At 63.9% G+C, this 24,369-nt stretch carries 20 protein-coding genes and 2 pseudogenes; 10 read left to right on the forward strand and 12 right to left on the reverse strand.

Annotation, left to right across the window (positions count from 1 at the left end):
* Positions 1-135: 135 nt before the first annotated feature.
* Entirely contained in the window at positions 136-3,156 is a 3,021-nt protein-coding gene (locus ACIQUS_RS24275) for an FAD-binding and (Fe-S)-binding domain-containing protein (protein ID WP_403052693.1), read from the reverse strand.
* A 151-nt stretch (positions 3,157-3,307) separates the two neighbouring features.
* Here ACIQUS_RS24275 and ACIQUS_RS24280 point away from each other — a divergent pair, with 151 nt between their 5' ends.
* Positions 3,308-4,207, forward strand: a complete 900-nt coding sequence (locus ACIQUS_RS24280; protein WP_403052696.1) for a LysR substrate-binding domain-containing protein — start codon at positions 3,308-3,310, stop codon at positions 4,205-4,207.
* A 170-nt stretch (positions 4,208-4,377) separates the two neighbouring features.
* Here the strand turns inward: ACIQUS_RS24280 and ACIQUS_RS24285 are convergent, their stop codons facing one another.
* From ACIQUS_RS24285 to ACIQUS_RS24295, 3 genes and pseudogenes are all read right to left on the reverse strand, one after another.
* On the reverse strand, positions 4,378-4,884 hold the full coding sequence (locus ACIQUS_RS24285) for a GNAT family N-acetyltransferase (protein ID WP_403052747.1): 507 nt from the start codon (positions 4,882-4,884) through the stop codon (positions 4,378-4,380).
* Positions 4,882-5,445 (reverse strand): annotated as a pseudogene (locus tag ACIQUS_RS24290) (HD domain-containing protein); the annotation flags it as partial. The gene ACIQUS_RS24285 and the pseudogene ACIQUS_RS24290, both read right to left, overlap by 3 nt.
* 62 nt (positions 5,446-5,507) lie before the next feature.
* On the reverse strand, positions 5,508-7,220 hold the full coding sequence (locus ACIQUS_RS24295; protein WP_403052699.1) for an amidase: 1,713 nt from the start codon (positions 7,218-7,220) through the stop codon (positions 5,508-5,510).
* Positions 7,221-7,461: 241 nt separating this feature from the next.
* On the opposite strand from ACIQUS_RS24295, the gene ACIQUS_RS24300 reads away from it, so the two are divergent.
* Positions 7,462-7,827 carry a glyoxalase superfamily protein gene (locus ACIQUS_RS24300; RefSeq protein WP_403052702.1) on the forward strand — a complete coding sequence of 122 codons (366 nt, stop codon included), beginning with the start codon at positions 7,462-7,464 and terminating at the stop codon, positions 7,825-7,827.
* A gap of 172 nt (positions 7,828-7,999) precedes the next feature.
* On the opposite strand, the gene ACIQUS_RS24305 is transcribed toward ACIQUS_RS24300, so the two are convergent.
* Positions 8,000-8,476, reverse strand: a complete 477-nt coding sequence (locus ACIQUS_RS24305; RefSeq protein ID WP_403052750.1) for an Lrp/AsnC family transcriptional regulator — start codon at positions 8,474-8,476, stop codon at positions 8,000-8,002.
* A 143-nt stretch (positions 8,477-8,619) separates the two neighbouring features.
* Here ACIQUS_RS24305 and ACIQUS_RS24310 point away from each other — a divergent pair, with 143 nt between their 5' ends.
* From ACIQUS_RS24310 to ACIQUS_RS24325, 4 genes are all read left to right on the forward strand, one after another.
* The gene (locus tag ACIQUS_RS24310; RefSeq protein ID WP_403052705.1) at positions 8,620-9,255 is read left to right on the forward strand and encodes a LysE family translocator; all 636 of its coding nucleotides are present in this window, start codon (positions 8,620-8,622) and stop codon (positions 9,253-9,255) included.
* A gap of 133 nt (positions 9,256-9,388) precedes the next feature.
* Complete coding sequence (locus ACIQUS_RS24315; RefSeq protein WP_403052708.1) at positions 9,389-10,408, forward strand: branched-chain amino acid aminotransferase; 1,020 nt, start codon at positions 9,389-9,391, stop codon at positions 10,406-10,408.
* Between the two features lie 166 nt (positions 10,409-10,574).
* Positions 10,575-11,255, forward strand: a complete 681-nt coding sequence (locus tag ACIQUS_RS24320) for a response regulator transcription factor (protein ID WP_403052711.1) — start codon at positions 10,575-10,577, stop codon at positions 11,253-11,255.
* A complete protein-coding gene (locus ACIQUS_RS24325) occupies positions 11,233-12,621 on the forward strand; it encodes a sensor histidine kinase (RefSeq protein WP_403052714.1) in 1,389 nt (462 codons plus the stop codon). The genes ACIQUS_RS24320 and ACIQUS_RS24325 overlap by 23 nt, the downstream gene beginning before the upstream one ends.
* Before the next feature lie 78 nt (positions 12,622-12,699).
* On the opposite strand, the gene cysS is transcribed toward ACIQUS_RS24325, so the two are convergent.
* Together cysS and ACIQUS_RS24335 are read right to left on the reverse strand one after the other, a co-directional pair.
* Positions 12,700-14,082 carry a cysteine--tRNA ligase gene (cysS, locus tag ACIQUS_RS24330; RefSeq protein WP_403052717.1) on the reverse strand — a complete coding sequence of 461 codons (1,383 nt, stop codon included), beginning with the start codon at positions 14,080-14,082 and terminating at the stop codon, positions 12,700-12,702.
* Between the two features lie 9 nt (positions 14,083-14,091).
* Positions 14,092-15,795, reverse strand: coding sequence for a glutamine--tRNA ligase/YqeY domain fusion protein (locus tag ACIQUS_RS24335; RefSeq protein ID WP_403052720.1), 1,704 nt, complete (start codon positions 15,793-15,795; stop codon positions 14,092-14,094).
* 235 nt (positions 15,796-16,030) lie between these two features.
* Between ACIQUS_RS24335 and ACIQUS_RS24340 the strand changes: the two genes are divergently transcribed.
* The gene (locus ACIQUS_RS24340; protein ID WP_403052723.1) at positions 16,031-16,531 is read left to right on the forward strand and encodes a peptidylprolyl isomerase; all 501 of its coding nucleotides are present in this window, start codon (positions 16,031-16,033) and stop codon (positions 16,529-16,531) included.
* Positions 16,528-17,250: a UDP-2,3-diacylglucosamine diphosphatase gene (locus tag ACIQUS_RS24345; RefSeq protein WP_403052726.1), complete on the forward strand. Its 723-nt coding sequence runs from the start codon at positions 16,528-16,530 to the stop codon at positions 17,248-17,250. The genes ACIQUS_RS24340 and ACIQUS_RS24345 overlap by 4 nt, the downstream gene beginning before the upstream one ends.
* 64 nt (positions 17,251-17,314) lie before the next feature.
* Here the strand turns inward: ACIQUS_RS24345 and ACIQUS_RS24350 are convergent, their stop codons facing one another.
* The 4 genes from ACIQUS_RS24350 to ACIQUS_RS24365 form a co-directional block, all read right to left on the reverse strand.
* Positions 17,315-18,844, reverse strand: coding sequence for a DHA2 family efflux MFS transporter permease subunit (locus ACIQUS_RS24350; RefSeq protein WP_403052729.1), 1,530 nt, complete (start codon positions 18,842-18,844; stop codon positions 17,315-17,317).
* Positions 18,841-20,037 carry an HlyD family efflux transporter periplasmic adaptor subunit gene (locus tag ACIQUS_RS24355; RefSeq protein ID WP_403052732.1) on the reverse strand — a complete coding sequence of 399 codons (1,197 nt, stop codon included), beginning with the start codon at positions 20,035-20,037 and terminating at the stop codon, positions 18,841-18,843. Before ACIQUS_RS24355 ends, ACIQUS_RS24350 begins: the two co-directional genes overlap by 4 nt.
* A complete protein-coding gene (locus ACIQUS_RS24360) occupies positions 20,034-20,507 on the reverse strand; it encodes a MarR family winged helix-turn-helix transcriptional regulator (RefSeq protein WP_403052735.1) in 474 nt (157 codons plus the stop codon). The genes ACIQUS_RS24355 and ACIQUS_RS24360 overlap by 4 nt, the downstream gene beginning before the upstream one ends.
* Before the next feature lie 224 nt (positions 20,508-20,731).
* On the reverse strand, positions 20,732-21,337 hold the full coding sequence (locus tag ACIQUS_RS24365; RefSeq protein ID WP_403052738.1) for a tRNA-(ms[2]io[6]A)-hydroxylase: 606 nt from the start codon (positions 21,335-21,337) through the stop codon (positions 20,732-20,734).
* Positions 21,338-21,495: 158 nt separating this feature from the next.
* Between ACIQUS_RS24365 and ACIQUS_RS24370 the strand changes: the two genes are divergently transcribed.
* Positions 21,496-22,359 carry a universal stress protein gene (locus ACIQUS_RS24370; protein ID WP_403052741.1) on the forward strand — a complete coding sequence of 288 codons (864 nt, stop codon included), beginning with the start codon at positions 21,496-21,498 and terminating at the stop codon, positions 22,357-22,359.
* A 73-nt stretch (positions 22,360-22,432) separates the two neighbouring features.
* Here the strand turns inward: ACIQUS_RS24370 and ACIQUS_RS24375 are convergent, their stop codons facing one another.
* Positions 22,433-22,900 carry a DUF1289 domain-containing protein gene (locus ACIQUS_RS24375; RefSeq protein ID WP_403052744.1) on the reverse strand — a complete coding sequence of 156 codons (468 nt, stop codon included), beginning with the start codon at positions 22,898-22,900 and terminating at the stop codon, positions 22,433-22,435.
* A 405-nt stretch (positions 22,901-23,305) separates the two neighbouring features.
* On the opposite strand from ACIQUS_RS24375, the pseudogene ACIQUS_RS24380 reads away from it, so the two are divergent.
* Positions 23,306-24,369: pseudogene (locus ACIQUS_RS24380) on the forward strand (aconitate hydratase B); the annotation flags it as partial.

Raw genomic sequence — 24,369 nt, forward strand, 5'->3', positions numbered from 1 at the left:
TGCACGTATCGCGCGATCAGGCTTTACGGCCGCTACGCGCCCGATCGCAGCCTAGCGGCAGCTCCCACGAATACCCTGCGATCACCTTTGTGGGAGCTGGCGAAGCCTGCGATCGGCTGCGCAGCAGCCGCAAACTCAGGCGCTGAGGTGCTGCAACAGCGCCTCCAGCGGGTGACGCAAGGTGCGGTCCGCCTGGCGCTTGACCTGGCTACGGCACGAATAGCCGGTGGCCAATGCTTCACCCTCCTTGTCCAGCTTGCCTGCCCAGGACTGTTCGAAGATCACCTTCGAGGTTTCCTGGTTACGCGCTTCATGGCCGTAGGTGCCGGACATGCCGCAGCAACCGGTGGCCTCGGTCACCAGCTTCAGGCCCAGGCGGGCGAACACCTGCTCCCACTGGCGGGTGCTGGCCGGGACGTTGGTCTTCTCGGTGCAGTGGGCCATCAGGCGGTAGCTGGCCGGTGCCCGGGTCGGTTGCTCAGGCAACACGTCCATCAGCCATTCCTGGGGCAGTGCCACTTTCGGGCAGTCGCCCAGGCCCGGCACCTTCTGGTACTCCTGGCGATAGACCAAGGTCATGGCCGGGTCCAGGCCCACCAGCGGCACGCCGCAGTCGGCCAGGGCACTGAGCTGGCGGGCATTGCGGATCGCCGCCTTGTTGAAAGCACCGAGGAAACCCTGAACGTGCAGGGGCTTGCCGTTGGCGCTGTACGGCGCCAGGTACACGCGGTGGCCAAGGCGATGGACCAGGTCGATGAACGCCGCCAGCACCGGGGTTTCGAAGTAGCGGGTAAAGGCATCCTGGACCAGCACGATGCTGCGTTCGCGTTGGGCCGGGGTGAGTTCGCGCAGCGCCGGGATGCTGGCGACGCGCACATTGCAGCGGGTCAGCGTGGCCTGCAGGTTGTAGCGGCTGATCAGCGGGCTGTCGAGCATGCCGACATGGCGCTCCAGCAGCTTGCCCACCCATTTTGACCCCATCACTGCGTTGTAAAGGCCGGGTGCATGGGCCAGGTAGGGAATGCTGAATTCCAGCGAGCCGATCAGGTAGTCGCGCAGCGGCCGCTGGTAGCGCCCATGGTAGAGCTCGAGGAAGCGCGAACGGAATTCCGGTACGTTGACCTTGATCGGGCACTGGCCCGCGCAGGACTTGCATGCCAGGCAACCGGCCATGGCGTCGTAGACTTCATGGGAGAAGTCGGCCTCGCCCTTGTCACGGGCCAGGTTGTTGCGCAGGCGCGCCGGCAGGCCCTTGAGCCAGGCGGTCTTGCCTTTGGCCGCGGCCAGCACATCGATGTTGGCAGCCCCCTGCAGGCGCAGCCACTCGCGAATCAGCGAGGCACGGCCCTTGGGCGAGTGCTGGCGCTCGCGGGTGGCTTTCCACGACGGGCACATGGCGTCGTTGGGGTCGTAGTTGTAGCAGGCGCCGTTGCCGTTACAGTGCACGGCGCTGCCGAAGCTCTGCCACACGCGCTCGTCGATCTGCCGGTCGTAGTCGCCACGCATCGGCGCCTCGTTGACCTTGATCAGGCCCTGGGCGCTGTCCGGCGGGGTGCAGATCTTGCCGGGGTTGAGCTGGTTGTGCGGGTCGAAGGCACCCTTGAGCGCCTGCAGCGACGGGTACAGCTCACCGAAGAAGTCCGGCACGTACTCCGAACGCAGGCCCTTGCCGTGCTCGCCCCAGAGCAGGCCGCCGTATTTGTGGGTCAGCGCCGCCACGGCGTCGGAGATCGGCTTGACCAGCGCCGCCTGGGCCGGGTCCTTCATGTCCAGGGCCGGGCGCACGTGAAGCACGCCGGCATCGACGTGACCGAACATGCCGTAGGCCAGGCCATGGCTGTCGAGCAAGGCGCGGAAATCGGCGATGTAGTCGGCCAGTTGCTCCGGCGGTACCGCGGTGTCTTCCACGAACGGCTGCGGACGCACTTCGCCTTCGACGTTGCCCAGCAGGCCCACCGAGCGCTTGCGCATGGTGTAGACCCGGGTCACCGCCTCGGCGCCTTCGGCCAGGGTATGGCCCAGGCGCTCGACACTGGTGTCGGCTTGCAGATGGGTAACGAATGCCTCTACCCGCGCATTCACCTCAGCCGGATCATCGCCGCAGAACTCCACCAGGTTGATACCCAGGGTCGGACGCTCGGCGTCGGCGGGGAAATACTCGGCGACGCTGTGCCAGACGATGTCTTTCATCGCCAGCATCAGCACCTTGGAGTCCACCGTCTCGATCGACAGCGGTTTGTGCGCCATCAGCGCATTGGCGTCGCGCAAGGCGTCCATGAAGCTGGTGTAGCGCACATTGACCAGCACCGCGTACTTGGGAATCGGCAGCACATTGAGCTTGGCCTCGACCACATAGCCCAGCGAGCCTTCGGCACCGCACAGCACGCTGTTGAGGTTGAAGCGGCCCTGCTCGTCGCGCAGGTGCGCCAGGTCGTAGCCGGTCAGGCAGCGGTTGAGCTTGGGGAAGATCCGCTCGATCAGCTCGGCCTGGGTTTCCTGGATCTGCCGGGCGGCACGGTACACCTCGCCGGCCCGACCGGGTTCGGCGCAGGCCTGGTCCAGCTCGGCATCGCTGAGCGGCCGGGTGTCCAGGCGCTGGCCGCCGAGCAGTACGCTGGACAGCTCCAGCACGTGGTCACGGGTCTTGCCGTAGGTGCAACTGCCCTGGCCGCTGGCGTCGGTGTTGATCATGCCGCCGACGGTGGCGCGGTTGGAAGTGGACAGCTCCGGCGCGAAGAACAGGCCGTGGGGCTTGAGCGCGGCGTTGAGCTGGTCCTTGACCACACCGGCCTGGACCCGTACCCAACGCTCCTGGACATTGATTTCGAGGATGGTGTTCATGTGCCGCGACAGGTCGACGACGATACCGTCGGTCAGCGACTGGCCGTTGGTGCCGGTGCCGCCGCCACGGGGGGTCAGCTTGACGGCCTTGAAGCGCGGCTCGGCCATCAGCGTGGCGATGCGCGCCACGTCCTCGACGTCCATCGGGAACACGGCGGCCTGGGGCAGGCGCTGGTAGATGGAGTTGTCGGTGGCCAGCACCGCGCGGGTGGCGTAGTCGGCGCTGAGCTGGCCACGGAAACCGGCATTGCGCAGCGCTTCAAGGAAATCAGGGTACAGCGTGGCCGGTGCGGTGCCGGTCAGTCGGGCGATCATCGGGGGATGGCCTCTTTCAGGTCGGGCTAATCAGGAATACTTGCGAAAACGGTATGGTCAGCACACCGTCTACTGGTGGATGATGCAATGATCCCGCAGCCTGGCGCCCGGCACAAACGGATATTCCCGCCGCCTTTGATGACTTTTACGAATGAATTACCGCAACCTCACCCCATCCATGTCCCTGCTGCTGGCGTTCGAGGCCGCGGCCCGGCATGAAAGCTATACCCGCGCAGCCGTCGAGCTGTCGCTGACCCAGAGCGCGGTCAGCCGCCAGGTCCAGGCGCTGGAGGAGCAACTGGGCGTGATGCTGTTTCGTCGCGAAGGTCGCACGGTCAAGCTCACCGACGTCGGGCGCCTGTACCAGCGCGAAATCAGCGAAGCCCTGGGCCGGGTACGCAGCGCCACCCTGCACGCCATTGCCCACCAGGCCGGAGGCGGCAGCCTGCGCCTGGCCACCCTGCCGACCTTCGGTTCGAAATGGCTGTTGCCGCGCCTGCACGCGTTCTACCGCAGCCACCCCGAGGTGCTGGTGCACATCAACTCGCGGATCGAGCCGGTGGACTTCGCCACCAGCGGCATCGATGCCGCCATCGTGGTTGCCACCAGCGATCTGCCGGGACTGGTCTGCCATCGCCTGCATGCCGAAGAGCTGATGGTGATCCTGTCGCCGACCCTGGCAGCCACGCGCCCGGCCTGGAGCCCCCAGGACATCAGCCAGCAGGTGCTGCTCAGCGTCGCCAACAACCCCAACGCCTGGGGCGACTGGTTCACCCATCACGGCCTGGCACACCAGGCCATGCGCCTGGGGCCGAGCTTCGAACTGACCTCGCACCTGATCCAGGCCGTACGGGCCGATATCGGCATCGGCCTGGTGCCGCGCATCCTGATCACCGAGGAGCTGGCCAGCGGCGAGCTGACCAGCCCCACCCTGCCCTATGCCAGCGCCCGCAGCTACTACCTGGTGTATCCGCCGCGCAACCAGGCGCTGCCGGCGCTGCAAGCGTTTCGCGGCTGGTTGCTGGACAAGGCCGAAGATGGGCAACTGTAGGCGCGGCGGTGCGACGACGCTTACAGGGGTAGCCGCTGCCGAGGAACGAGGCTGCGATCGACCGCGCAGCGGTCGCAACCCGGTCACCTCGTTGTACCTGACGTACTGAGGTCGCCAGGTTTTACGGCCGTTTCACGGCCGATCGCAGCCTGGCGGCAGCGGCTACTCCGTCAGGCGGTGGCCTCAAAAGCCGAGTGATAACTCACCGCAGCAATGGGTAGCTCACCCGTAAAGGACAGTGCCTGGAAGTACTCGGCCGGCACGCCCGGCAGCTCCAGACCGGAGCCGGCCTTGAAGCCGAAGCGCCCGTAGTAGCCCGGATCGCCCAGCAGCACGCAACCTGCGGCGCCCAGATCCTTAAGCTCGGCCAGGGCAGCCTTCATCAGCAACGAGCCAATGCCCTGCCCCTGGCGATCCGGTGCCACCGAGATCGGTCCCAGGCCATACCAGCCGGTCGCCCCGTTCGACAGCACGACCGGGGAAACCGCCACATGGCCGACGAGGGTGTCGCCCGCCAGCGCCACTTTCGACACGCTCAGTTGCTGGTGACGGCGCAAGGCGTCGACGATGAACTGCTCGGTGTGGCTGGAGTGCGGTGCGTCGCGAAATGCCGCTTCCGTGAGCCGGGCAATGCCGTCGATATCCTCGGTTTGTTCATTGCGAATGCTGATCGTCATCGTGATCTTCTCTCGAGTGTCCTGGTCGATCAGGCTGCGCATGGCTTTGAACAAGGGTTCGGCATCGGTCTGCTTTTTGCCATACCCCAGGTTGAAGCCATAGTCGAAGCCCTCGGGGTTCATCCCCTGGTTGTGTTGCAGCAGGGTCTCCAGCTTGTCCAGGGCCTTGACCGCCCTCGCCTCGCGGGACGACGCCAGCTCGTAGTCCTCCCAGAGCGTCATGATCTCGGTGCGCAGCGGCTCGTCCAGGGTGCGGGTCAGGTGCAGCAGGTCGTTGCGCTCCTGCTCGCTCTTGTCGGGAAACGCCGCCTTGCTGACCGCCGGAATATCACCGTGGATGGCCTCGCCCAGGTCGTGGATGACGCAAATCTTGAGCACCTTGAGCAGATCGAGATCGGCCAGCTCGTCGGCGAAGGCGATTGCCATCAGGCACAAGCGCCAGGTGTGTTCGGCCGTGCTTTCTGGCCGACCCGTCGAGGTGTGCGCGCTGCGCAGCACGCTCTTGAGTTGCTCGGCCTCACGCAGAAACGCCAGGCGTCCTTGGATTTTTTCGATGTTCATCTTCAATTCCCTTTGCGCTTGAGCGGAGTCGGAACGCAAGCGCCCCAACCCCGCCCCGGCACTTAGTGGCCAGCCTTCAATGGCGCTGTACGCGGCGGAATCATCCGCTTGCTGCCGGTCGATTCGAACGCTGCGCCAAAGCGTAGCAAGGCCGAGTCGTCATAGGCACGGCCGGCGAAGGTCAGCCCCACAGGCATGCCGATGTCGGCCATCACGCCCATGGGCACCGTCACGGTCGGCACGCCCAGGTGTCGAATGGCAAGGTTGCCGTTGGCGACCCAGATGCCGTTGCTCCAAGCGATGTCCGCCGAGGCCGGGTTGACGTCGGCATCGGCCGGGCCGACATCGGCGACGGTTGGGAACAGCACGGCATCGAGCTGCAGGCGGTCCATCCAGTCTTCGAGGTCGATCTTGCGGGTTTTCTCAAGCCCGCGCAGGCCATCGGGCACGGTGCTGATCTGGTCCCACGGCGTGATGCCGCGTTCGGCCATCTTCACGTACTCGTCCATGCCTGCCGCCAGATCGCCCTCGCGATTGGGCAGCGTGCCCGGATCGTGGGGGAAGATCTGCGGGCCGTCGACATCGGCCAGGCGGTTCAACTTCGGATCGCCGTTGGCCTGGAGGAAGTCATCGAAGGCCCAGGCGGTCAGGTCCCACAGCTCATGGTGGAGGAATTCCTTGGACACCAGGCCGCGGTTGAACACGGTCGGCGCGCCAGGACGATCGCCCTCGCAATTGGACACCAGCGGGAAGTCGACGTCGATCACTTCGGCGCCTGCCGCTTCCAGCGCCTTGCGCGCCTGCTCCCAGAGGTCGATCACCGAGGCGCGGGTGTTGATGCGCTGGCCGGTCGGGCCACCGATGCCCGGCGCTTCGCTGGTGCCGGCTTCAGGGTCGGCGTTGATGTACATGCGTGGAATGCCGAAGCGCTTGCCCTTCAGGGAGTCGGCGCTTACCGCCAGCTCCAGGTAGGAGGCCGGGCGCACCGAGTCGACACTCGGGATCGGCACCCAGGGCTGCAGACGCCAGAGGTCGCCACGGGTGTCGGGGTCGGTGGCGACCACCACGTCGAGCACTTCGAGCAGGTCGGCCATGGTCCGGGCGAACGGCACCACCACGTCCATGGTCGGCGTCAGCGGCCAGTTGCCACGCACCGAGATTACCCCGCGCGAGGGCGTGTAGGCGCACAGGCCGTTGTTGGACGCCGGGCCACGACCGCTCGACCAGGTTTCTTCGGCCAGGCCGAAGGCCGAGAAGCTTGCCGCAGTGGCAGTGCCGGCACCGTTGGAGGAGCCCGAGGCGAATGGCGCGGTCAGGTACTGGGCGTTATACGGGCTCTCGGCCCGGCCATAGACGCCACGCTGCATGCCGCCATTGGCCATCGGCGGCATGTTGGTCTTGCCCAGGCAGATGGCGCCGCCGGCGCGCAACCGCTCGATGGTGAAGGCGTCGCGCTGGGCGACCAGCTCGGCAAAGGCCGGGCTGCCGGAGGCGGCGGTCAGACCCTTGACCAGGTAGCTGTCCTTGGCCGTGTAGGGAATGCCGTCAAGCGGACCCAGGACCTTGCCTGCGGCCCGACGGGCATCGGAGGCGCGGGCTTCTGCGAGCGCCTCGGGGTTGCGTACCACCACGGCGTTGAGGGCGGTAGCGGTATCGGCGCCGTCATAGGCGTCGATACGCGCAAGGTAGGCATTGACCAGCTCGACCGCTGTGGTGGCCCCGGATTCGAGCGCGGCGCGCAGCTCGGCAATGGAAACCTCGGTAACTTCGATCATGCTGTTGGCACCGGTTGTTGTAGGTTGATGCAGTTGTTCATATCCGATCTCGAGTACTGCAGTGAAGCGACAAGGCTCACGCATTGGGCACAATGCTCCCTTGCCTGCGGACTGAAAGCAACAGAGGCGCAGGTTCAAGGTGTAGCGATCGCGGGGCAAGCCCGCTCCCACAGAGGAAAGACGAACAAGAATCGTTTATGCTGCAAGCCATTCCAGCCCGTCACCTGAAGCGAGCCTTGCCATGCACCTAGCCCCCGCCATCCCGGTCCTGCGCATCTTCTCGGTGGAAAAAGCCAAGGAGTTCTACCTGGACTTCCTCGGCTTCACCCTCGACTGGGAACACCGCTTCGAGCCCGACCTGCCGCTGTACACGCAGATCCATCGCGACAACCTGATCCTGCACCTGAGCGAGCACCATGGCGATGCCACGCCGGGCTCGACGGTATTCGCCCGGGTCGAGGACATCAACGCGCTGCAGCGTGAGCTGCTCGACAAACACTATGGTTATTCCCGCCCATCGGCGGTGAATGTGGGCTGGGGCCTGCAGATGGAGATTGCCGATCCGTTCGGCAACCGTCTGCGCTTCTGCCAGCAGATCGACGACTGAGCCCTGAAATGACAAGGCCCCGTCCATTGCGACAGGGCCTTGATTTACTTGCTGCCTGGTCATTGGTTTCTCGTACCTGCGTCGCGATTGGCGGTGGTAGCGGTACGAGTCGAGGTCAGCAAGCAAAATGTATTGAGATCATGGTGCGCCTGCTACACAGGTCTGTCCAGCGTTAACTTACGCCCAGATGCCCCAACGGCAACGGCCCATGGGGCTTGACCGTCTGGATGGCGAAGTTGCTGCGGATATCGCTGACACCCGGCAGCTTGAGCAGGGTATCGATCAAAAAGCGCTCGTAGCTGCGCAGGTCCGGCACCACCACCTGCAGCAAAAAATCCGACTCGCCCGACACCAGGTGCGCGGCGATCACCTGCGGCAAGGCCAGCACCGCCTGCTGGAAGGCCTGGGCCGCCGGCTCATGGTGGCGCTCGACCTTGACCCCGACGAACACCGTCAGCCCCAATCCCACCTCATCGCGATCCAACTGGGCGGCGTAGCCCTTGATCAGGCCCGCCTCTTCCAGCAGGCGTACCCGCCGCAGGCATGGCGAAGGTGACAGGCCGATCAGTTCGGCCAGTTCGACATTGCTCAGGCGCGCATTGCGTTGCAGGGCATCGAGAATCTTGCGGTCAAAAGCATCCAGGGTGATTTTTGGCATGATCTTAATTTTCTGTTGTTGATCCTGGCACTTTATATCAATCAGACCCGGTACAGACGCAACAATCGCAAGCACCTGCCAGCCCCTACGGGCTTAGAATTTTCTCCAGCCCGTTCATTGCAGGAGCGTTTCAGATGACTCAATACAGCTTGTTTTGCGCTGCCCTGCTGGTGGTCTATCTGGTACCGGGGCCCGACATGTTCCTGCTGCTCAATACCGGTGCCAGCCAAGGCCGCCGCCAGGCCCTGATCACCGCCCTGGGCCTGGCCCTGGCGCGCGCCGCCCACGTCACCCTGGCGGCCCTGGGGCTGGCCGCCCTGCTGCGCACGCATCCCTGGGCATTCGAACTGCTCAGTGTCGCCGGGGGCCTGTACCTGGCCTGGATGGGCTGGCAACTGTTGTGCGCGCCGGTCGCGACATTGCCCGGCGTCCCCACTGGCGCCCGCCAGCGCGGCCACTGGGCGGTGGCGTTGAAAAAGGGGCTGCTGACCAACCTGCTCAACCCCAAGGCCCTGTTGTTCTGCTCCGTGCTGTTGCCGCAGTTCGTCAGCCAGACCGCAGGGCCGGTCGGCCAGCAGTTCGCCACTCTCGGCGCCGTGCTGGTGATCACCGGGCTGGTCTTCGACGGCTTCTACGCCTTGAGCGGCGACCGCCTGGGGCGCTGGCTGGCGCAAAGCCCCTGGAAACAGAAGCTGCAGAATCGCCTGTTCGGCACCTTGCTGATCGGGTTCGGTGCGCGCCTGATCCTGTTGCGCGAGCTGTCTGGCTGAAGATTTTCACCTGCGACCAAGGTCCAATCTATGACTGGGCGTTCCCGATCCGCACGGGATGTATTATCGTGGCTGCGTGCGCAATAAGAGACGCCTGAGCGATCAGGCATATGCAAATCGATTCGAGGGTGCCATGAGTAACGAAAGCATTAACTGGGACAAGCTGGGCTTCGACTACATCAAGACCGACAAGCGCTACCTGTCCGTATGGCGCAACGGCGAGTGGGACAAGGGCACCCTGACCGAAGACAACGTGCTGCACATCAGTGAAGGCTCCACCGCCCTGCACTATGGCCAGCAGTGCTTCGAGGGCCTGAAGGCCTACCGCTGCAAGGATGGCTCGATCAACCTGTTCCGCCCTGACCAGAACGCCGCCCGCATGCAGCGCAGCTGCGCCCGCCTGCTGATGCCGCACGTGCCGACCGATGTGTTCATCGAGGCCTGCAAGCAAGTGGTCAAGGCCAACGAGCGTTTCGTACCGCCGCACGGCAAGGGTGCCCTGTACCTGCGTCCGTTCGTGATCGGCACCGGTGACAACATCGGCGTGCGCACCGCCCCCGAGTTCATCTTCTCGATCTTCGCCATCCCGGTCGGTTCGTACTTCAAGGGTGGCATGAAGCCACACAACTTCCAGATCTCCAGCTTCGACCGTGCTGCCCCGCAAGGCACCGGTGCGGCCAAGGTCGGTGGCAACTACGCCGCCAGCCTGCAACCGGGCGCCGAGGCCAAGAAAGCCCACTTCGCCGACGCCATCTACCTGGACCCGCTGACCCACACCAAGATCGAGGAAGTCGGCTCGGCCAACTTCTTTGGCATCACGGCCAACAACGAGTTCGTGACGCCGAAATCGGCTTCCGTGCTGCCAGGTATCACCCGCCTGTCGCTGATGGAACTGGCGCAAACGCGCCTGGGCCTGACCGTGATCGAAGGCGATGTCGAGATCAACAAGCTCGACCGTTTCATCGAAGCTGGCGCCTGCGGTACCGCCGCGGTGATCACCCCGATCGGCGGCATCGAGTACAACGGCAAGCTGCACGTGTTCCACGACCTGGAAAAAGTCGGCCCGGTTACCCAAAAGCTCTACAACGAGCTGACCGGCATCCAGAGCGGCGATGTCGAAGCGCCTGCTGGCTGGATCTTCAAGGTCGCCTGATGTTGTAACGCATCGCGGGGCAAGCCCGCTCCTACAGGTAGGAGCGGGCTTGCCCCGCGATGGCCTGCAAAGCAGGCCCACTCCCCGCTAGATGAATTATTCTTTAACCCGGGCACCGCCTATTCTTTGGCACAATCAGGTCTCTACTTGCCGCCCAGGTACTAGCATGCCCCGCGTACTGACTATCGAAGACGACGCCGTCACCGCCCAGGAGATCGTCGCCGAACTCTCCAGCCATGGCCTGGAAGTGGACTGGGCCGACAACGGTCGCGAAGGCCTGGCCAAGGCCATTGCCGGCGGCTACGACCTGATCACCCTCGACCGCATGCTCCCCGAGCTCGACGGGCTGACCATCGTCACTACCCTGCGCAACCTGAAGATCGCCACGCCGATCCTGATGATCAGCGCCCTGTCCGATGTCGACGAACGGGTGCGCGGCCTGCGCGCCGGCGGTGATGACTACCTGACCAAGCCGTTCGCCTCCGACGAGATGGCCGCCCGCGTCGAAGTGCTGCTGCGCCGCAACAGCGTGCCCCTGGCGCAGACCCGCCTGCAGGTCGCCGACCTGGAGCTGGACCTGATCAGCCATGAGGCCCGTCGTGGCGAGCACACCCTCAACCTGCTGCCCACCGAATACAAGCTGCTGGAATTCCTCATGCGCCACGCCGGCCAGGTGATCACCCGGATGATGATCTTCGAGGAAGTCTGGGGCTATCACTTCGACCCCGGCACCAACCTGATCGACGTGCACATCGGACGCTTGCGCAAGAAGATCGACGCCGCTGGCCAGACACCGCTGATTCGGACCGTGCGGGGCTCGGGCTATGCCATTGCCGAACCCAACTAAGGGTTGGAGTTCGTCGACCAGCCGCCTGCTGGCGCTGTACAGTTTCCTGTTCGTGGCCTGGAGCAGCATCCTCATGGGGGTGTTGTACTTCGAGGTCTCGGGCTACCTGAACAAACTCACCCGCCACTCGTTGCTGCAACGCCAGCACCTGTTCGGGCACATGAGCGGCAAGCAGCTGGACGATGCCCTGATCGCAAGCCAGGCCTTCGAAGAACGCAGTTTCGATGCCTATGGCCTGTTCGATGCGCAGTTCAACCCGCTGGGCGGACAGATCCGCCAGGTGCCGGCCGACCTGGGCCTGGACGGCAAGATCCACGAGCTGGGGCGCTGCCTGGACGCCGACGACCCGCACCTGCCACGGGACAGCTGCGACGCGGTGGCAATCAAGGTTCGTGACGGCCGCTGGCTGGTGCTGGTGCGCGACAACGGCTCGCTGTTCGTGGTCACCCGGATCATCCTCCACGCCTTGCTCTGGGGCCTGTCGCTGACCATCATCCCCGGCATTGCCGGCTGGTACCTGCTGCGAAGGCGACCGCTCAAACGCATCCGCGCCATCCAGGCCACCGCCGAGCAGATCGTCGCCGGCGACCTGACCCGGCGCCTGCCGCTGTCCCAGCGCCGCGACGAGCTGGACATGCTCGCCGCCATCGTCAACGCCATGCTCGATCGCATCGAGCGCCTGATGCACGAAGTCAAAGGGGTCTGTGACAACATCGCCCACGATCTGCGCACCCCGCTCACCCGCCTACGCGCCCAGCTCTACCGGATTCGCCAGCAAGCCGGCGATGACTCGCCCCAGGCCGAGGCACTGGAGCAGGCCATCGGCGAGACCGACACCTTGATGGCGCGCTTTCGCGGCTTGCTGCGCATCAGCGAGCTGGAGGATCGCCAGCGTCGCGCCGGCTTTGTCGAGCTCGACCCTCGCGCTCTGTTGCTGCAGATGCACGACTTCTACCTGCCATTGGCCGAGGATGGCGACATTCACCTGAGCCTTGAGCTGCCGGCGCAATTGCCCGCGCTCAATGGCGACCGGGAGCTGTTGTTCGAAGCCCTGTCCAACCTGCTGGGCAACGCCATCAAATTCACCCCCGGCGGTGGCCAGGTGCGGGTGTGCGCCAGCAGTGAGGAAGGCGAAGTGCGTATCGAGGTGGAAGACAGCGGACCGGGCATTCCCGCAGACGAGCGTGGTGCGGTGCTCAAGCGTTTCTATCGCAGCGAGGAAGGTCACCGCCATCCGGGGTTCGGACTGGGGCTGTCGATCGTGGCGGCGATCGTCGACCTGCACGGTTTCAAGCTTGAGGTGGGGGAAAGTGAGCTGGGTGGAGCGAAGTTGGTGTTGCGCTGTCGCACGGGGGTAATCGGTTAGGACCTGACTGCCGGCGTTGCCGGCTCCCACAGGACAGGGTGTGGGAGCCGGCAACACCGGCGATCAGGTCAAAGCCGATCAGTCAGCCAGACGCCAGGTCGTGCCGCCCTTGCCGTCTTCCAGTACCACGCCCATGGCGGTGATCTGGTCGCGGATACGGTCGGACTCGGCCCAGTTCTTGTCGGCACGCGCCTGCAGGCGCGCCTGGATCAGCGCTTCGACCTCGGCCGCATCGACCTTGCCTTCGGCACCGGCCCGCAGGAAGTCATCGGCGTCCAGTTGCAGCACGCCCAGCAAGTCACCCAGTTCACGCAGGCGACCGGCAAGGCCGGCAGCGGCCTCAGGATCGCTTTCGCGCAGGCGGTTGATCTCGCGCACGAGGTCAAACAGCACCGCACAGGCCTCGGGGGTGCCGAAATCGTCGTTCATCGCCAGGCTGAAACGGTCGACATACTCGTCGCCACCCTTGGCTGCAACCCGCGGCAGGCCGCGCAAGGCGTGGTAGAAGCGCTCCAGGGCGCCCTTGGACTCGCGCAGGCTGTCTTCGGAGTAGTTGATCGAGCTGCGGTAGTGGCTCGACACCAGCAGGTAGCGGACCACTTCCGGATGATACTTGTCGAGCACGTCGCGGATGGTGAAGAAGTTGTTCAACGACTTGGACATCTTCTCGCCATTGATGCGGATCATGCCGCAGTGCATCCACGACTTGGCGTAGGGTTTGCCGGTGGCCGCCTCGCTCTGGGCGATCTCGTTCTCGTGGTGCGGGAACTCCAGGTCGTTGCCGCCGCCGTGGATGTCGAAGCTCTCGCCCAGGCAGCAGGTGGACATCACCGAGCACTCGATGTGCCAGCCCGGACGCCCCGGACCCCACGGCGATTCCCAGCTCGGCTCGCCCGGCTTGACGCCCTTCCACAGGACGAAGTCGAGCGGGTCCTGCTTGGCTTCGTCGACCTCGATCCGCGCACCGATGCGCAGGTCTTCGATCTTCTTGCGCGACAGCTTGCCGTAGCCGACGAACTTGCCAACCCGGTAGTACACGTCGCCATTACCCGGCGCGTAGGCATAGCCCTTGTCGATCAGGGTCTGGATCATCGCGTGCATGCCGGCGATATGGTCAGTGGCACGCGGCTCCTGGTCCGGCGGCAGAATGTTCAGGCGGCGCTCGTCCTCGTGCATCGCGTCGATCATGCGGGCGGTCAGCGCGTCGAACGACTCCCCATTTTCATTGGCCCGGTTGATGATCTTGTCATCGATGTCGGTGATGTTGCGCACGTAGGTCAGGTCGTAGCCGCTGTAACGCAGCCAGCGGGTGACCAGGTCGAAGGCGACCATGCTGCGGCCGTGGCCCAGGTGGCAGAAGTCGTACACGGTCATGCCGCACACGTACATGCGCACCTTGTTGCCTTCCAGCGGCGTGAAAACTTCCTTGGTCTTGCTAAGCGTGTTGTAGATGGTAAGCACGAGCGTTCCTCAGCTGCCCCACGAATCGCGCAGGGTCACGGTCCGGTTGAATACCGGGCGACCCGGCTGGGAGTCTTTCAGGTCGGCGCAGAAGTAGCCTTCGCGTTCGAACTGGAAGCGGTCTTCGGGTTGGGCCTGGCCCAGCGAAGGTTCCGCACGACAACCGGTGAGCACCTGCAGCGAATCGGGATTGATGTTGTCGAGGAAGCTGCCGCCGTCTTCGGTCTTCTCCGGGTTCGGCGAGCGGAACAGGCGGTCGTACAGGCGCACTTCGCACTCCACGCTGCCTTGTGCCGGCACCCAGTGGATCACGCCCTTGACCTTGCGACCCTCGGGGTTCTTGCCCAGGGTGTCCGAATCATAGGAGCAACGCAGTTCGACGATGTTGCCATCGGCGTCCTTGATGGCCTCGTCGGCACGGATCACGTAGCTGCCGCGCAGGCGCACTTCACCATTTGGCTCCAGGCGCTTGTAGCCTTTTGGCGGCTCTTCCATGAAGTCGTCGCGGTCGATGTACAGCTCGCGGGCGAACGGCAGCACGCGCACGCCCATGTCTTCCTTGGGGTGACGTGGCAGTTCGAGGCTCTCGACCTGGCCTTCAGGGTAGTTGGTGATGACCACCTTCAGCGGGCGCAGCACGCACATGGCGCGCGGCGCGTTGCGGTCGAGATCGTCGCGGATGCTGAACTCGAGCATGTTCATGTCGACCACGCCATCGGAACGGTTGGTGCCGATCATTTCGCAGAAGTTGCGGATCGAGGCCGGGGTGTAGCCACGGCGACGGAAGCCCGACAGGGTCGACATGCGCGGGTCGTCCCAGCCGCTGACGTGCTGCTCGTCGACCAGTTGCTTGAGCTTGCGCTTGCTGGTGATGGTGTAGTTCAGGTTCAGGCGGCTGAACTCGTACTGGCGCGGCTTGGCCGGCACCGGCAGGTTGTCCAGGAACCACTCGTACAGCGGACGATGGCCTTCGAACTCCAGGGTGCAGATGGAGTGGGTGATGCCTTCGATGGCGTCCGACTGACCATGGGTGAAGTCATAGTTGGGGTAGATGCACCATTTGTCACCGGTCTGGTGGTGATGGGCGTGGCGAATGCGATAGAGGATCGGGTCGCGCAGGTTCATGTTCGGCGACGCCATGTCGATCTTGGCCCGCAGCACGCGCTCGCCGTCCTTGAACTCGCCGGCTTTCATGCGCGCGAACAGGTCCAGGTTCTCCTGGGCGCTGCGCTCGCGGAACGGGCTGTTCTTGCCGGGTTCGGTCAGGCTGCCACGGTACTCCTTGGCCTGCTCCGGGGTCAGGTCGCAGACATAGGCCTTGCCCGCCTTGATCAGGTCGATGGCCCAGGCGTGCAGCTGGTCGAAGTATTCGGAGGCATAGCGCACCGGGCCGGTCCACTGGAAACCCAGCCACTGGACGTCGCTCTGGATGGCGTCGATGTACTCCTGGTCCTCTTTGGCCGGGTTGGTGTCATCGAAACGCAGGTGACAGGCCCCACCGAACTCCTCGGCCAGACCGAAGTTCACACAGATCGACTTGGCATGGCCGATGTGCAGGTAACCGTTGGGCTCTGGTGGAAAACGGGTGACGATGCTGCTGTGCTTGCCCGCGTCGAGGTCGGCCTGCACGATGGTGCGCAGGAAGTTCGCAGGGACGACGGGAGCGCCTTTGGCAGCGGCGTTGGGAGCGGTGTCGGCAGTGGGCTTGCTCATAGGTTCCTTGAATACCGGTACACGGCCTGGGTAGGCCGACTGAATCAAAGCGCTTATCATAGCCGAAGCGGTCGAGCTGCCGACAGCGTCGGGCCGACAAACTGGCGCGATATTCGGCGGCCAACGCAAAAAAACTGCCACAAGCCACGTATCGCCGGTTGTAGACTGTGCGTCAGGTTTGTATCGCGATCCTGCGCGACCCTATTCCGAATGCCTTGAAAGAGCGAATTCCAGCATGTCCAAAGTCAAACTGAGCACCAACCACGGCGACATCATCCTGCAACTGGATGCTGAAAAAGCGCCGAAAACCGTTGAAAACTTCGTTCAGTACGTCAAGGAAGGCCACTACGACAACACCGTGTTCCACCGTGTGATCAAGGGCTTCATGATCCAGGGCGGCGGTTTCGAGCCAGGCATGAGCCAGAAGAAAACCCGCGCCAGCATCCAGAACGAAGCCGACAACGGCCTGAAGAACACCAAGTACAGCATCGCCATGGCCCGTACCATGGAGCCGCATTCGGCTTCCGCCCAGTTCTTCATCAACGCCAGCAACAACGACTTCCTCAACCACAGCGGCAAGAACGTCCAGGGCTGGGGCTACGCAGTGTTCGGTGAAGTGACCGAAGGCCAGGACGTGGTCGACAAGATTGAAGGCGTGAGCACCGGTTCCAAGGCTGGCCACCAGGACGTACCGAAGGACGACGTGATCATCGAGAAAGCCGAGATCATTGAGTGATACTGCTGATCTCCGATCTGCACCTGCAAGAAGAACGCCCGGACATTACCCGGGCGTTTCTTGATCTGCTCGATGGCCGCGCCCGGCATGCCCAGGCGCTGTACATCCTTGGCGACTTCTTCGAAGCCTGGATCGGCGACGATGCCATGACGCCCTTCCAGACCGGCATCTGCCAGGCCCTGCGCGCCTTGAGCGACAGCGGCACGCAGGTGTTCCTGATGCACGGCAACCGCGACTTCCTGATCGGCGAAGCCTTCTGCAAGGCGGCCGGCGCCACCCTGCTGGCCGACCCCAGCGTGGTGCGCATGGGCGGCGAATCGGTGTTGCTGATGCATGGCGACAGCCTGTGCACCCTGGACATCGGCTACATGAAGATGCGCCGTTACCTGCGCAACCCGCTGAGCCTGTGGATCCTCCGCCACCTGCCGCTGGGCACCCGGCAGAAGCTGGCGCGCAAGCTGCGCAGCGAAAGCCGGGCACAGACGCGGATGAAAGCCAACGACATCATCGACGTGACCCCGGACGAAGTGCCGCGGATCATGGCCGAATATGGCGTGCACACCCTGGTGCACGGGCATACTCACCGGCCGGCGATTCACAAGCTGGTGGTCGAGGGGCAACCGGCGCGGCGCATCGTGCTGGGGGACTGGGACCGCCAGGGTTGGGCGCTTGAGGTGGATGAGCAAGGGTTTGTGTTGCAGCCCTTTGCTTTTCCCTAAAGCCTGATCGCGGGGCAAGCCCGCTCCTACAGAGGGTGTAGGAGCGGGCTTGCCCCGCGATCGCTCAGTGCCCCGCCGAAGCAGGCCCCGCCTTGGCCGCAAACGGCGGTTTTGCCAGCCACACCAGCAAAATCAAGCCGGCAAACACCCACCCCATCAGGGTGAAATAATCCACCGTCGACATCATGTACGCCTGACTGCTGAGCATCCGCTCCAGCTGCGCATAGGACTGCACGTTCGCCCCACCCAGCTGGTTGAGCGCCTCGCGGGTGGCCGGATCAAAGGGGCTGATGCTTTCGCTCAGATAGGCATGGTGCTGGTCGGCACGGCGAATCCAGATCCAGGTGGTCAGCGACGCGGCGAAGCTGCCGCCCAGGGTGCGCAGGAACGTCGCCAGCCCCGAGCCGTCGGCGATCTGATGCGGCGGCAGGTCCGAGAGCAGGATGCTCAGGGTCGGCATGAAGAACAGCGCCACGCCGATACCCATGAACAACTGCACCAGGGCGATGTGCTGGAAATCCACCTCATTGGTAAAACCTGCGCGCATGAAGCAACTGGTGCCGATGGCCAGAAACGCCACCCCGGCCAGCAGACGCAGGTCGACTGTATGCGCGTACTTGCCGACGAACGGCGACATCAATACCGGCAACAAGCCGATCGGCGCCACCGCCAGGCCAGCCCAGGTGGCGGTGTAGCCCATCTGGGTCTGCAACCACTGCGGCAGGATCAGGTTGATGCCGAAGAACCCCGCATAGCCGCAGACCAGCACGATGGTGCCGATGCGGAAGTTGCGGTGTACGAACAGCCGCAGGTTGACCACCGGGTGCTTGTCGGTCAGCTCCCAGATAATGAAGATCGCCAGGAACACCGCTGAAACCAGGCTGCCGACGACGATGAAGCCCGACTCGAACCAGTCCAGGTCGTTGCCCTTGTCCAGCACGATCTGCAAGGCGCCGACGCCGATGATCAGGGTCAGCAGGCCGATGTAGTCCATGGGCTGGCGGCTGGTGCTGACGGGCCGCGTGCGCATCTGCTGGCGCACCACGGCAGCGGCGAACAGGCCGATAGGCACGTTGATGAAGAAGATCCACGGCCAGCTGTAGCTGTCGGTAATCCAGCCACCGAGGATGGGCCCGGCAATCGGCGCCACCACCGTGACCATCGCCAGCAAGGCCAGCGCCATGCCGCGCTTGGCCGGCGGATAGACGGCGATCAGCAGGGTCTGGGTCATCGGGTACAGGGGACCGGCGACGATCCCTTGCAACACCCTGAAACCCACCAGCTCCGGCATCGAGCGGGCGATGCCGCACAGAAACGAGGCCAGCACGAACAGCAACGTGGCCCAGAGGAACAGTTTCACCTCGCCGAAGCGCCGGCTCAGCCAACCGGTCAGAGGCAAGGCAATGGCGTTGCTCACCGCGAACGAGGTGATGACCCAGGTGCCCTGCTCCACACTCACGCCCAGGTTGCCGGCAATGGTCGGCAAGGCGACGTTGGCGATGGTGGTGTCGAGCACCTGCATGAAGGTCGCCAGCGACAGGCCAATGGTGGTCAGCAGCAGGCTCGGCGGGCTGAACGAAGCACTGTTGCTCATCGCTGCGCCGTCTTGCCGGAGCCTGCGCTATTGTCATGGATCAGCCGGGCGATCAGGGTGTCGGCCTCGACCAGTTGACGGTCGTATACGCGGGTGGCGAACGAGGCTTTCTGCGGCGGTACCTGGGCCAGAACCGGACCGCTCTGGTCATGCAGGTCGACCGTTACCTGGGTCGACAGGCCGATGCGCAGCGGATGCGCGGCCAGTTGTTCTCCATTGATATGGATACGCACCGGCACCCGCTGGACGATCTTGATCCAGTTGCCGGTGGCGTTCTGCGCCGGCAACAGGGCAAAGGCGCTGCCGGTGCCAGCCCCCAGGCTATCGATGCTGCCGCTGTACTTGACCTCGCTGCCGTACAGGTCGGCGACGATATCCACCGGCTGGCCGATACGCATGTGGCGCAGCTGGGTTTCCTTGAAGTTGGCATCGATCCACAGCTGATCCAGGGGAATCACCGCCATGATCGCGGTGCCCGGCTGCAGGCGCTGGCCCAGTTGCACGGTGCGCTTGGCCACGTGACCTGTGACCGGCGCCACCAGCGTGGTGCGGGCAGACGCCAGGTAGGCCTGGCGCAGCTCGGCAGCGGCGGCCATGACTTGCGGGTGGGAAGACACCACGGTGTCATCCACCAGCGCGGCGGTGGTGTTGAGTTGCTGCCTGGCGTTGTTCAGGGCGCTCTGGGCCGACGCCAGGTCGTCACGGGCGTGGGACAGCTCCTCCTGGGAAATCGCCCCGCCCGCGGCGAGGGTCTTGCGCCGGCTGTAGTTGTCCTGGGCCTTGGTCAGCTCGGCCTGGCGGGCGGCCACCTGGGCCTTCATGCCGTCGACGTTGCTGTACAGCCCGCGCACCTGGCGCACCGAGCGGGCCAACTTGGCCTCGGCCGCTTGCAGGCCGACCTGCGCGTCGCTGGGATCGAATTCGAGCAGCACCTGGCCTTCATGGACCAGGTCGCCATCGTCGGCGCCGATACTGACCACGGTGCCTGTGACCTGCGGGGTGATTTCCACCACGTTGCCGTTGACGTAGGCGTCGTCGGTCTCTTCGCTCCAGCGCCCGTAGAGCTCATGCCAGCCCCACACAGCGGCGCCGCCAACGGCGACCAGCAGCGCCAGGGCCAGCAGCCAGGTCTTGCGCTTGCGGGTGTTGCCCTGGTCCTGGGCCGTTTCGACGTTATTGCTTGCCGTGCTCATTTGCCACCTACCCGCTGGATCGTCAGGGCGTCGCCTGCGGCAAGCAGGACCTTGGTCAGCAAGCTTTCCAGGGTCGCCAGCTCGTCTGCATCCAGTACCCCCACCAACTCGTTCATCGCCGCCGCACCGATCTGCGGCAACTGGTCGGCGAGCTTCTGCCCCTCCTCGGTCAGACCCAGGCGCACCTGGCGGCGATCATCGGCGCAGCGACGGCGCACGATCAACGCTTTTTGCTCCAGGCGATCGAGCATGCGCGTCATCGAACCGCTGTCCAGGGACAGGAAGCGGCACAGCTCGGCGGGCGTATCGACCCCGTACTGGGCGGCAATGATCAGCACCTTGAACTGCGCGGCGGTGACGCCGAAGTCCTGCAGGTGGCTGTCGAGGAGACGATCCTTGACCAGCGCAGCGCGGGCCAGCAGCAGGCCGATGGTGCAGGTCTGGAAGTTTTCGGGGGTGTAGTGCGGCATGGAACGAGATACCTGCTCAGGCAGTAAGTAACATAATGTTACTGCCTAGACAGCTAACGTCAAGCCATTAATTAGCATGCTTATTATTTGCCGATGAAAAAGGGCTGCCTCACAACCCATCGCCGGCTACGCCGGCTCCCACAATGACCAGGTGCACACAATCAGTGTGGGAGCTGGCAACGCCAGCGATGGGCTGCGAAGCAGCCCGATTCAGCCAGGAATACTTAGGCCGGAACACCGCTATGGAAGCGGAACTCTTCATCCGGGCTGCTGATAAGCTCGGCCTCGACCGCCCTGACCTTCTCCACCACCCGCTCGATGTCGGCCGCATCGCCATATTGGTGGGCCAGTTTCAGGTATCCCTGGTAATGCCGGGCCTCGCTGTTGAGCAGGCCGTGGTAGAACTTGCCGAGTTCCTCGTCCAGGTGCGGCACCAGCGCGGCAAAGCGCTCGCAGCTACGCGCCTCGATGAAGGCGCCGACCACCAGGGTATCGACCAGCTTGACCGGCTCATGGGCGCGCACCACACGACGCAGCCCCGAGGCATAGCGCCCGGCCGACACCGGCCGCAGGGCGATCTTGCGCCGCTTCATCAGGCGCAGTACCTGCTCGTGGTGCACCAGTTCCTCACGGGCCAGGCGCGACATCATGTTGATCAGGTCCAGGTGCGTGTTGTACTTGGCCATCAGGCTCAGCGCGGTGCTGGCGGCCTTGAACTCGCAGTTCTTGTGATCGATCAGCAGGGTTTCCTGGTCGGCAAGGGCCGCCTGGACCCAGGCATCGGGAGTACGGCAACCAAGGAACGCATCGATTTCGGGAATAAGGTGCATAGGCTCACAAAACAGGCAGGGCAACGGCAAGACCGGCGATTATACCGGCAGCGGCGGCGATCACCAGTGAACTATGCTTGATACATATCAACGCCCAATGCACTTGGCGCCGACTATAGTCAGTCATCGGTCGCCATTTCTGAAGGGAGTTCACGCTCATGCAAGAAGTACGCAGCATTCTGGTGGTCCTCGACGCCGATCACGCCCATAGCCGCGCCCTGACCCGGGCCAAACTGATCGCCGGCGCCACCGGCGCGCGCCTGCACCTGTTGATGTGCGACAAGAACCATGACCACGGCGCACTACTGAGCCTGCTCAGCAGCCAGTTGCACGACGACGGGTTCGACAACGTGACCCACGAGGAGGCCTGGCACGGCAGCCTGCACGAATCGATCATTGCCGTGCAGCAAGCCGAAGGGTGCGAGCTGGTGATCAAGGAGCACCGCCCGGACAACCCACTGAAAAAGGCCCTGCTCACGCCCAGCGACTGGAAGCTGCTGCGCCAGTGCCCGTGCGCGGTGCTGATGGTCAAGACCGAACGCCCCTGGGCCGGCGGCGTGATCCTTGCCGCTGTTGACGTCGGCAACCACGACGAAGCGCACCGCCTGCTGCACAAGAACATCATCGATCACGGCTATGAGATCGCCAACCTGGCCAAGGGTAACCTGCACGTCATCAGCGCCCACCCGTCGCCAATGCTGTCGGCGGCCGATCCGGTCTATCAGTTGAAGGAAACCATCGAACAGAAATATCGCGAAGAATGTGCGGCGTTCCAGGCCGAGTTCGATATCAAGGATGATCGCCTGCACGTGGCCGAAGGCCCGGCGGATGTGCTGATTCCCTACACCGCCAGCAAGTATGACGCGGTGGTGACGGTGATCGGCACCGTGGCCCGCACCGGGATTTCCGGAGCGCTGATCGGCAATACCGCCGAAGTGGTGCTCGATGCGCTGGAAAGCGATGTGCTGGTGCTCAAGAGTGAGGAAGCGAAGGTCCACCTGACTGAACTGGCGCAAGGCTAAGAAGCTGATCGCGGGGCAAGCCCGCTCCTACGGCATCTGTAGGAGCGGGCTTGCCCCGCGATGCATTCACTGCCTAACCCAGGGCGTCCCTGAGAAACCCCGGTGCGATGTAGCGCTGGTAATGGGCTTCGGACAGCAGGAAGAACTCCCGGTCGATGGCATCGCGCACCTGCGGCAGCTCCCAGTCGCGAAACTCCGGCAACAACACCATCCCGTAAGCCTCCAGGTCGCGGATCACGCGTGCGCCACGGGCGATCAGCTGGTAGGCCCAGCAATATTCGGACTGGTGCGGCACGAAGCGGATCTTGCGCTGCTCCAGCTGCTGGCGCAGGCGCGTGGCATCAAAGACCTCGAGTTTGGCCACCATGACCTGCACCAGCAAATGCTCCAGGCGCAGCCACACCGCACGCTTTTCATCGTCGTTGTAGCCGTTCCAGTTGATCACTTCGTGGTGAAAACGCTTGCAGCCGCGGCACACCAAGTCCCCGTAAACCGTGGAGCAGAGGCCGACACAAGGCGTTTTAATTGACTGATTGGACATGAAAAACAAGGCAACTGGACGATGGAACAGACTGTCATGTTAGCCCTTTGTCTAACGGGGGTCACCCGTTAAAGTCATCAAGCGCGCCTTACCTTAATCCAGTTTTTACCGTAGAATCACCCGGCCTTTTTAAGGCAGCAATGTCCGTTAGAAGCTGTTTTCAAAGCGTCACGAGCACAGTTCATCCGGTAGAACGGCGTTGGCTCGGTACAGGCATCCAGCCCTGTCCCGCGCCAGCCCTCATCAGCCTCCGTTCTACAGGCGTAAAACTTTGAAAGCAGCTTCTGTAAGGATTTCCTGCAACCCTGGCTACGCGGCCCAAGAAGCCGTATTGCGCATGGGTGCCGGAATTTCTGGATGAGCGTCCCGGACACCCATTTGGGACCACTGATGAGGGTAATAACTGTGCTTGAAGCCTACCGCAAACACATCGAAGAGCGTGCCGCCCTGGGTATCGTTCCCCAGCCGCTTAACGCCGAACAAACCGCAGGCCTGGTCGAGCTGCTGAAAAACCCTCCTGCTGGCGAAGAAGCCTTCCTCGTCGACCTGATCACCAATCGCGTTCCACCGGGAGTGGACGAAGCCGCTTACGTCAAAGCCGGCTTCCTGTCTGCCCTGGCCAAGGGTGAAGCGACTTCCCCACTGCTCGACAAGAAGCGCGCCGTCGAACTGCTGGGCACCATGCAGGGTGGCTACAACATCGCCACCATGGTCGAGCTGCTGGACGACGCCGAACTGGCTGCCGTCGCCGCCGAACAACTCAAGCACACCCTGCTGATGTTCGATGCGTTCCACGACGTATCCGAAAAAGCCAAGGCGGGCAACGTTCACGCCAAGGCCGTGCTGGAATCCTGGGCTGCCGGCGAGTGGTTCACCGCCCGCCCTGCCATCGAGCAGAAGTACACCCTGACCGTGTTCAAGGTGCCGGGCGAAACCAACACCGACGACCTGTCCCCTGCCCCGGACGCCTGGTCGCGCCCTGACATCCCGCTGCACGCCCTGGCCATGCTGAAAATGGCCCGTGACGGCATCGAGCCGCAGCAGCCAGGTTCGGTCGGCCCGCTGGCCCAGATCGAAGCCGTCAAGGCCAAGGGTTTCCCGGTCGCCTACGTCGGTGACGTGGTCGGTACCGGTTCCTCGCGTAAATCGGCGACCAACTCGGTGCTGTGGTTCTTCGGCGACGACATCCCGCATGTGCCGAACAAGCGTGCTGGCGGCTTCTGCTTCGGCACCAAGATCGCCCCGATCTTCTACAACACCATGGAAGACGCCGGCGCCCTGCCGATCGAATTCGACTGCACCAACCTGGCCATGGGCGACGTCATCGACGTTTACCCGTTCAAAGGTGAAGTACGCCGTCATGGCAGCGACGAACTGGTCACCAGCTTCCAGCTCAAGACCGAAGTACTGCTCGACGAAGTCCGCGCTGGCGGCCGTATCCCGCTGATCGTCGGCCGTGGCCTGACCGA

The organism is Pseudomonas sp. NPDC090755, from assembly GCF_044769005.1.
In the GTDB taxonomy this organism is placed as follows: Bacteria; Pseudomonadota; Gammaproteobacteria; order Pseudomonadales; family Pseudomonadaceae; genus Aquipseudomonas.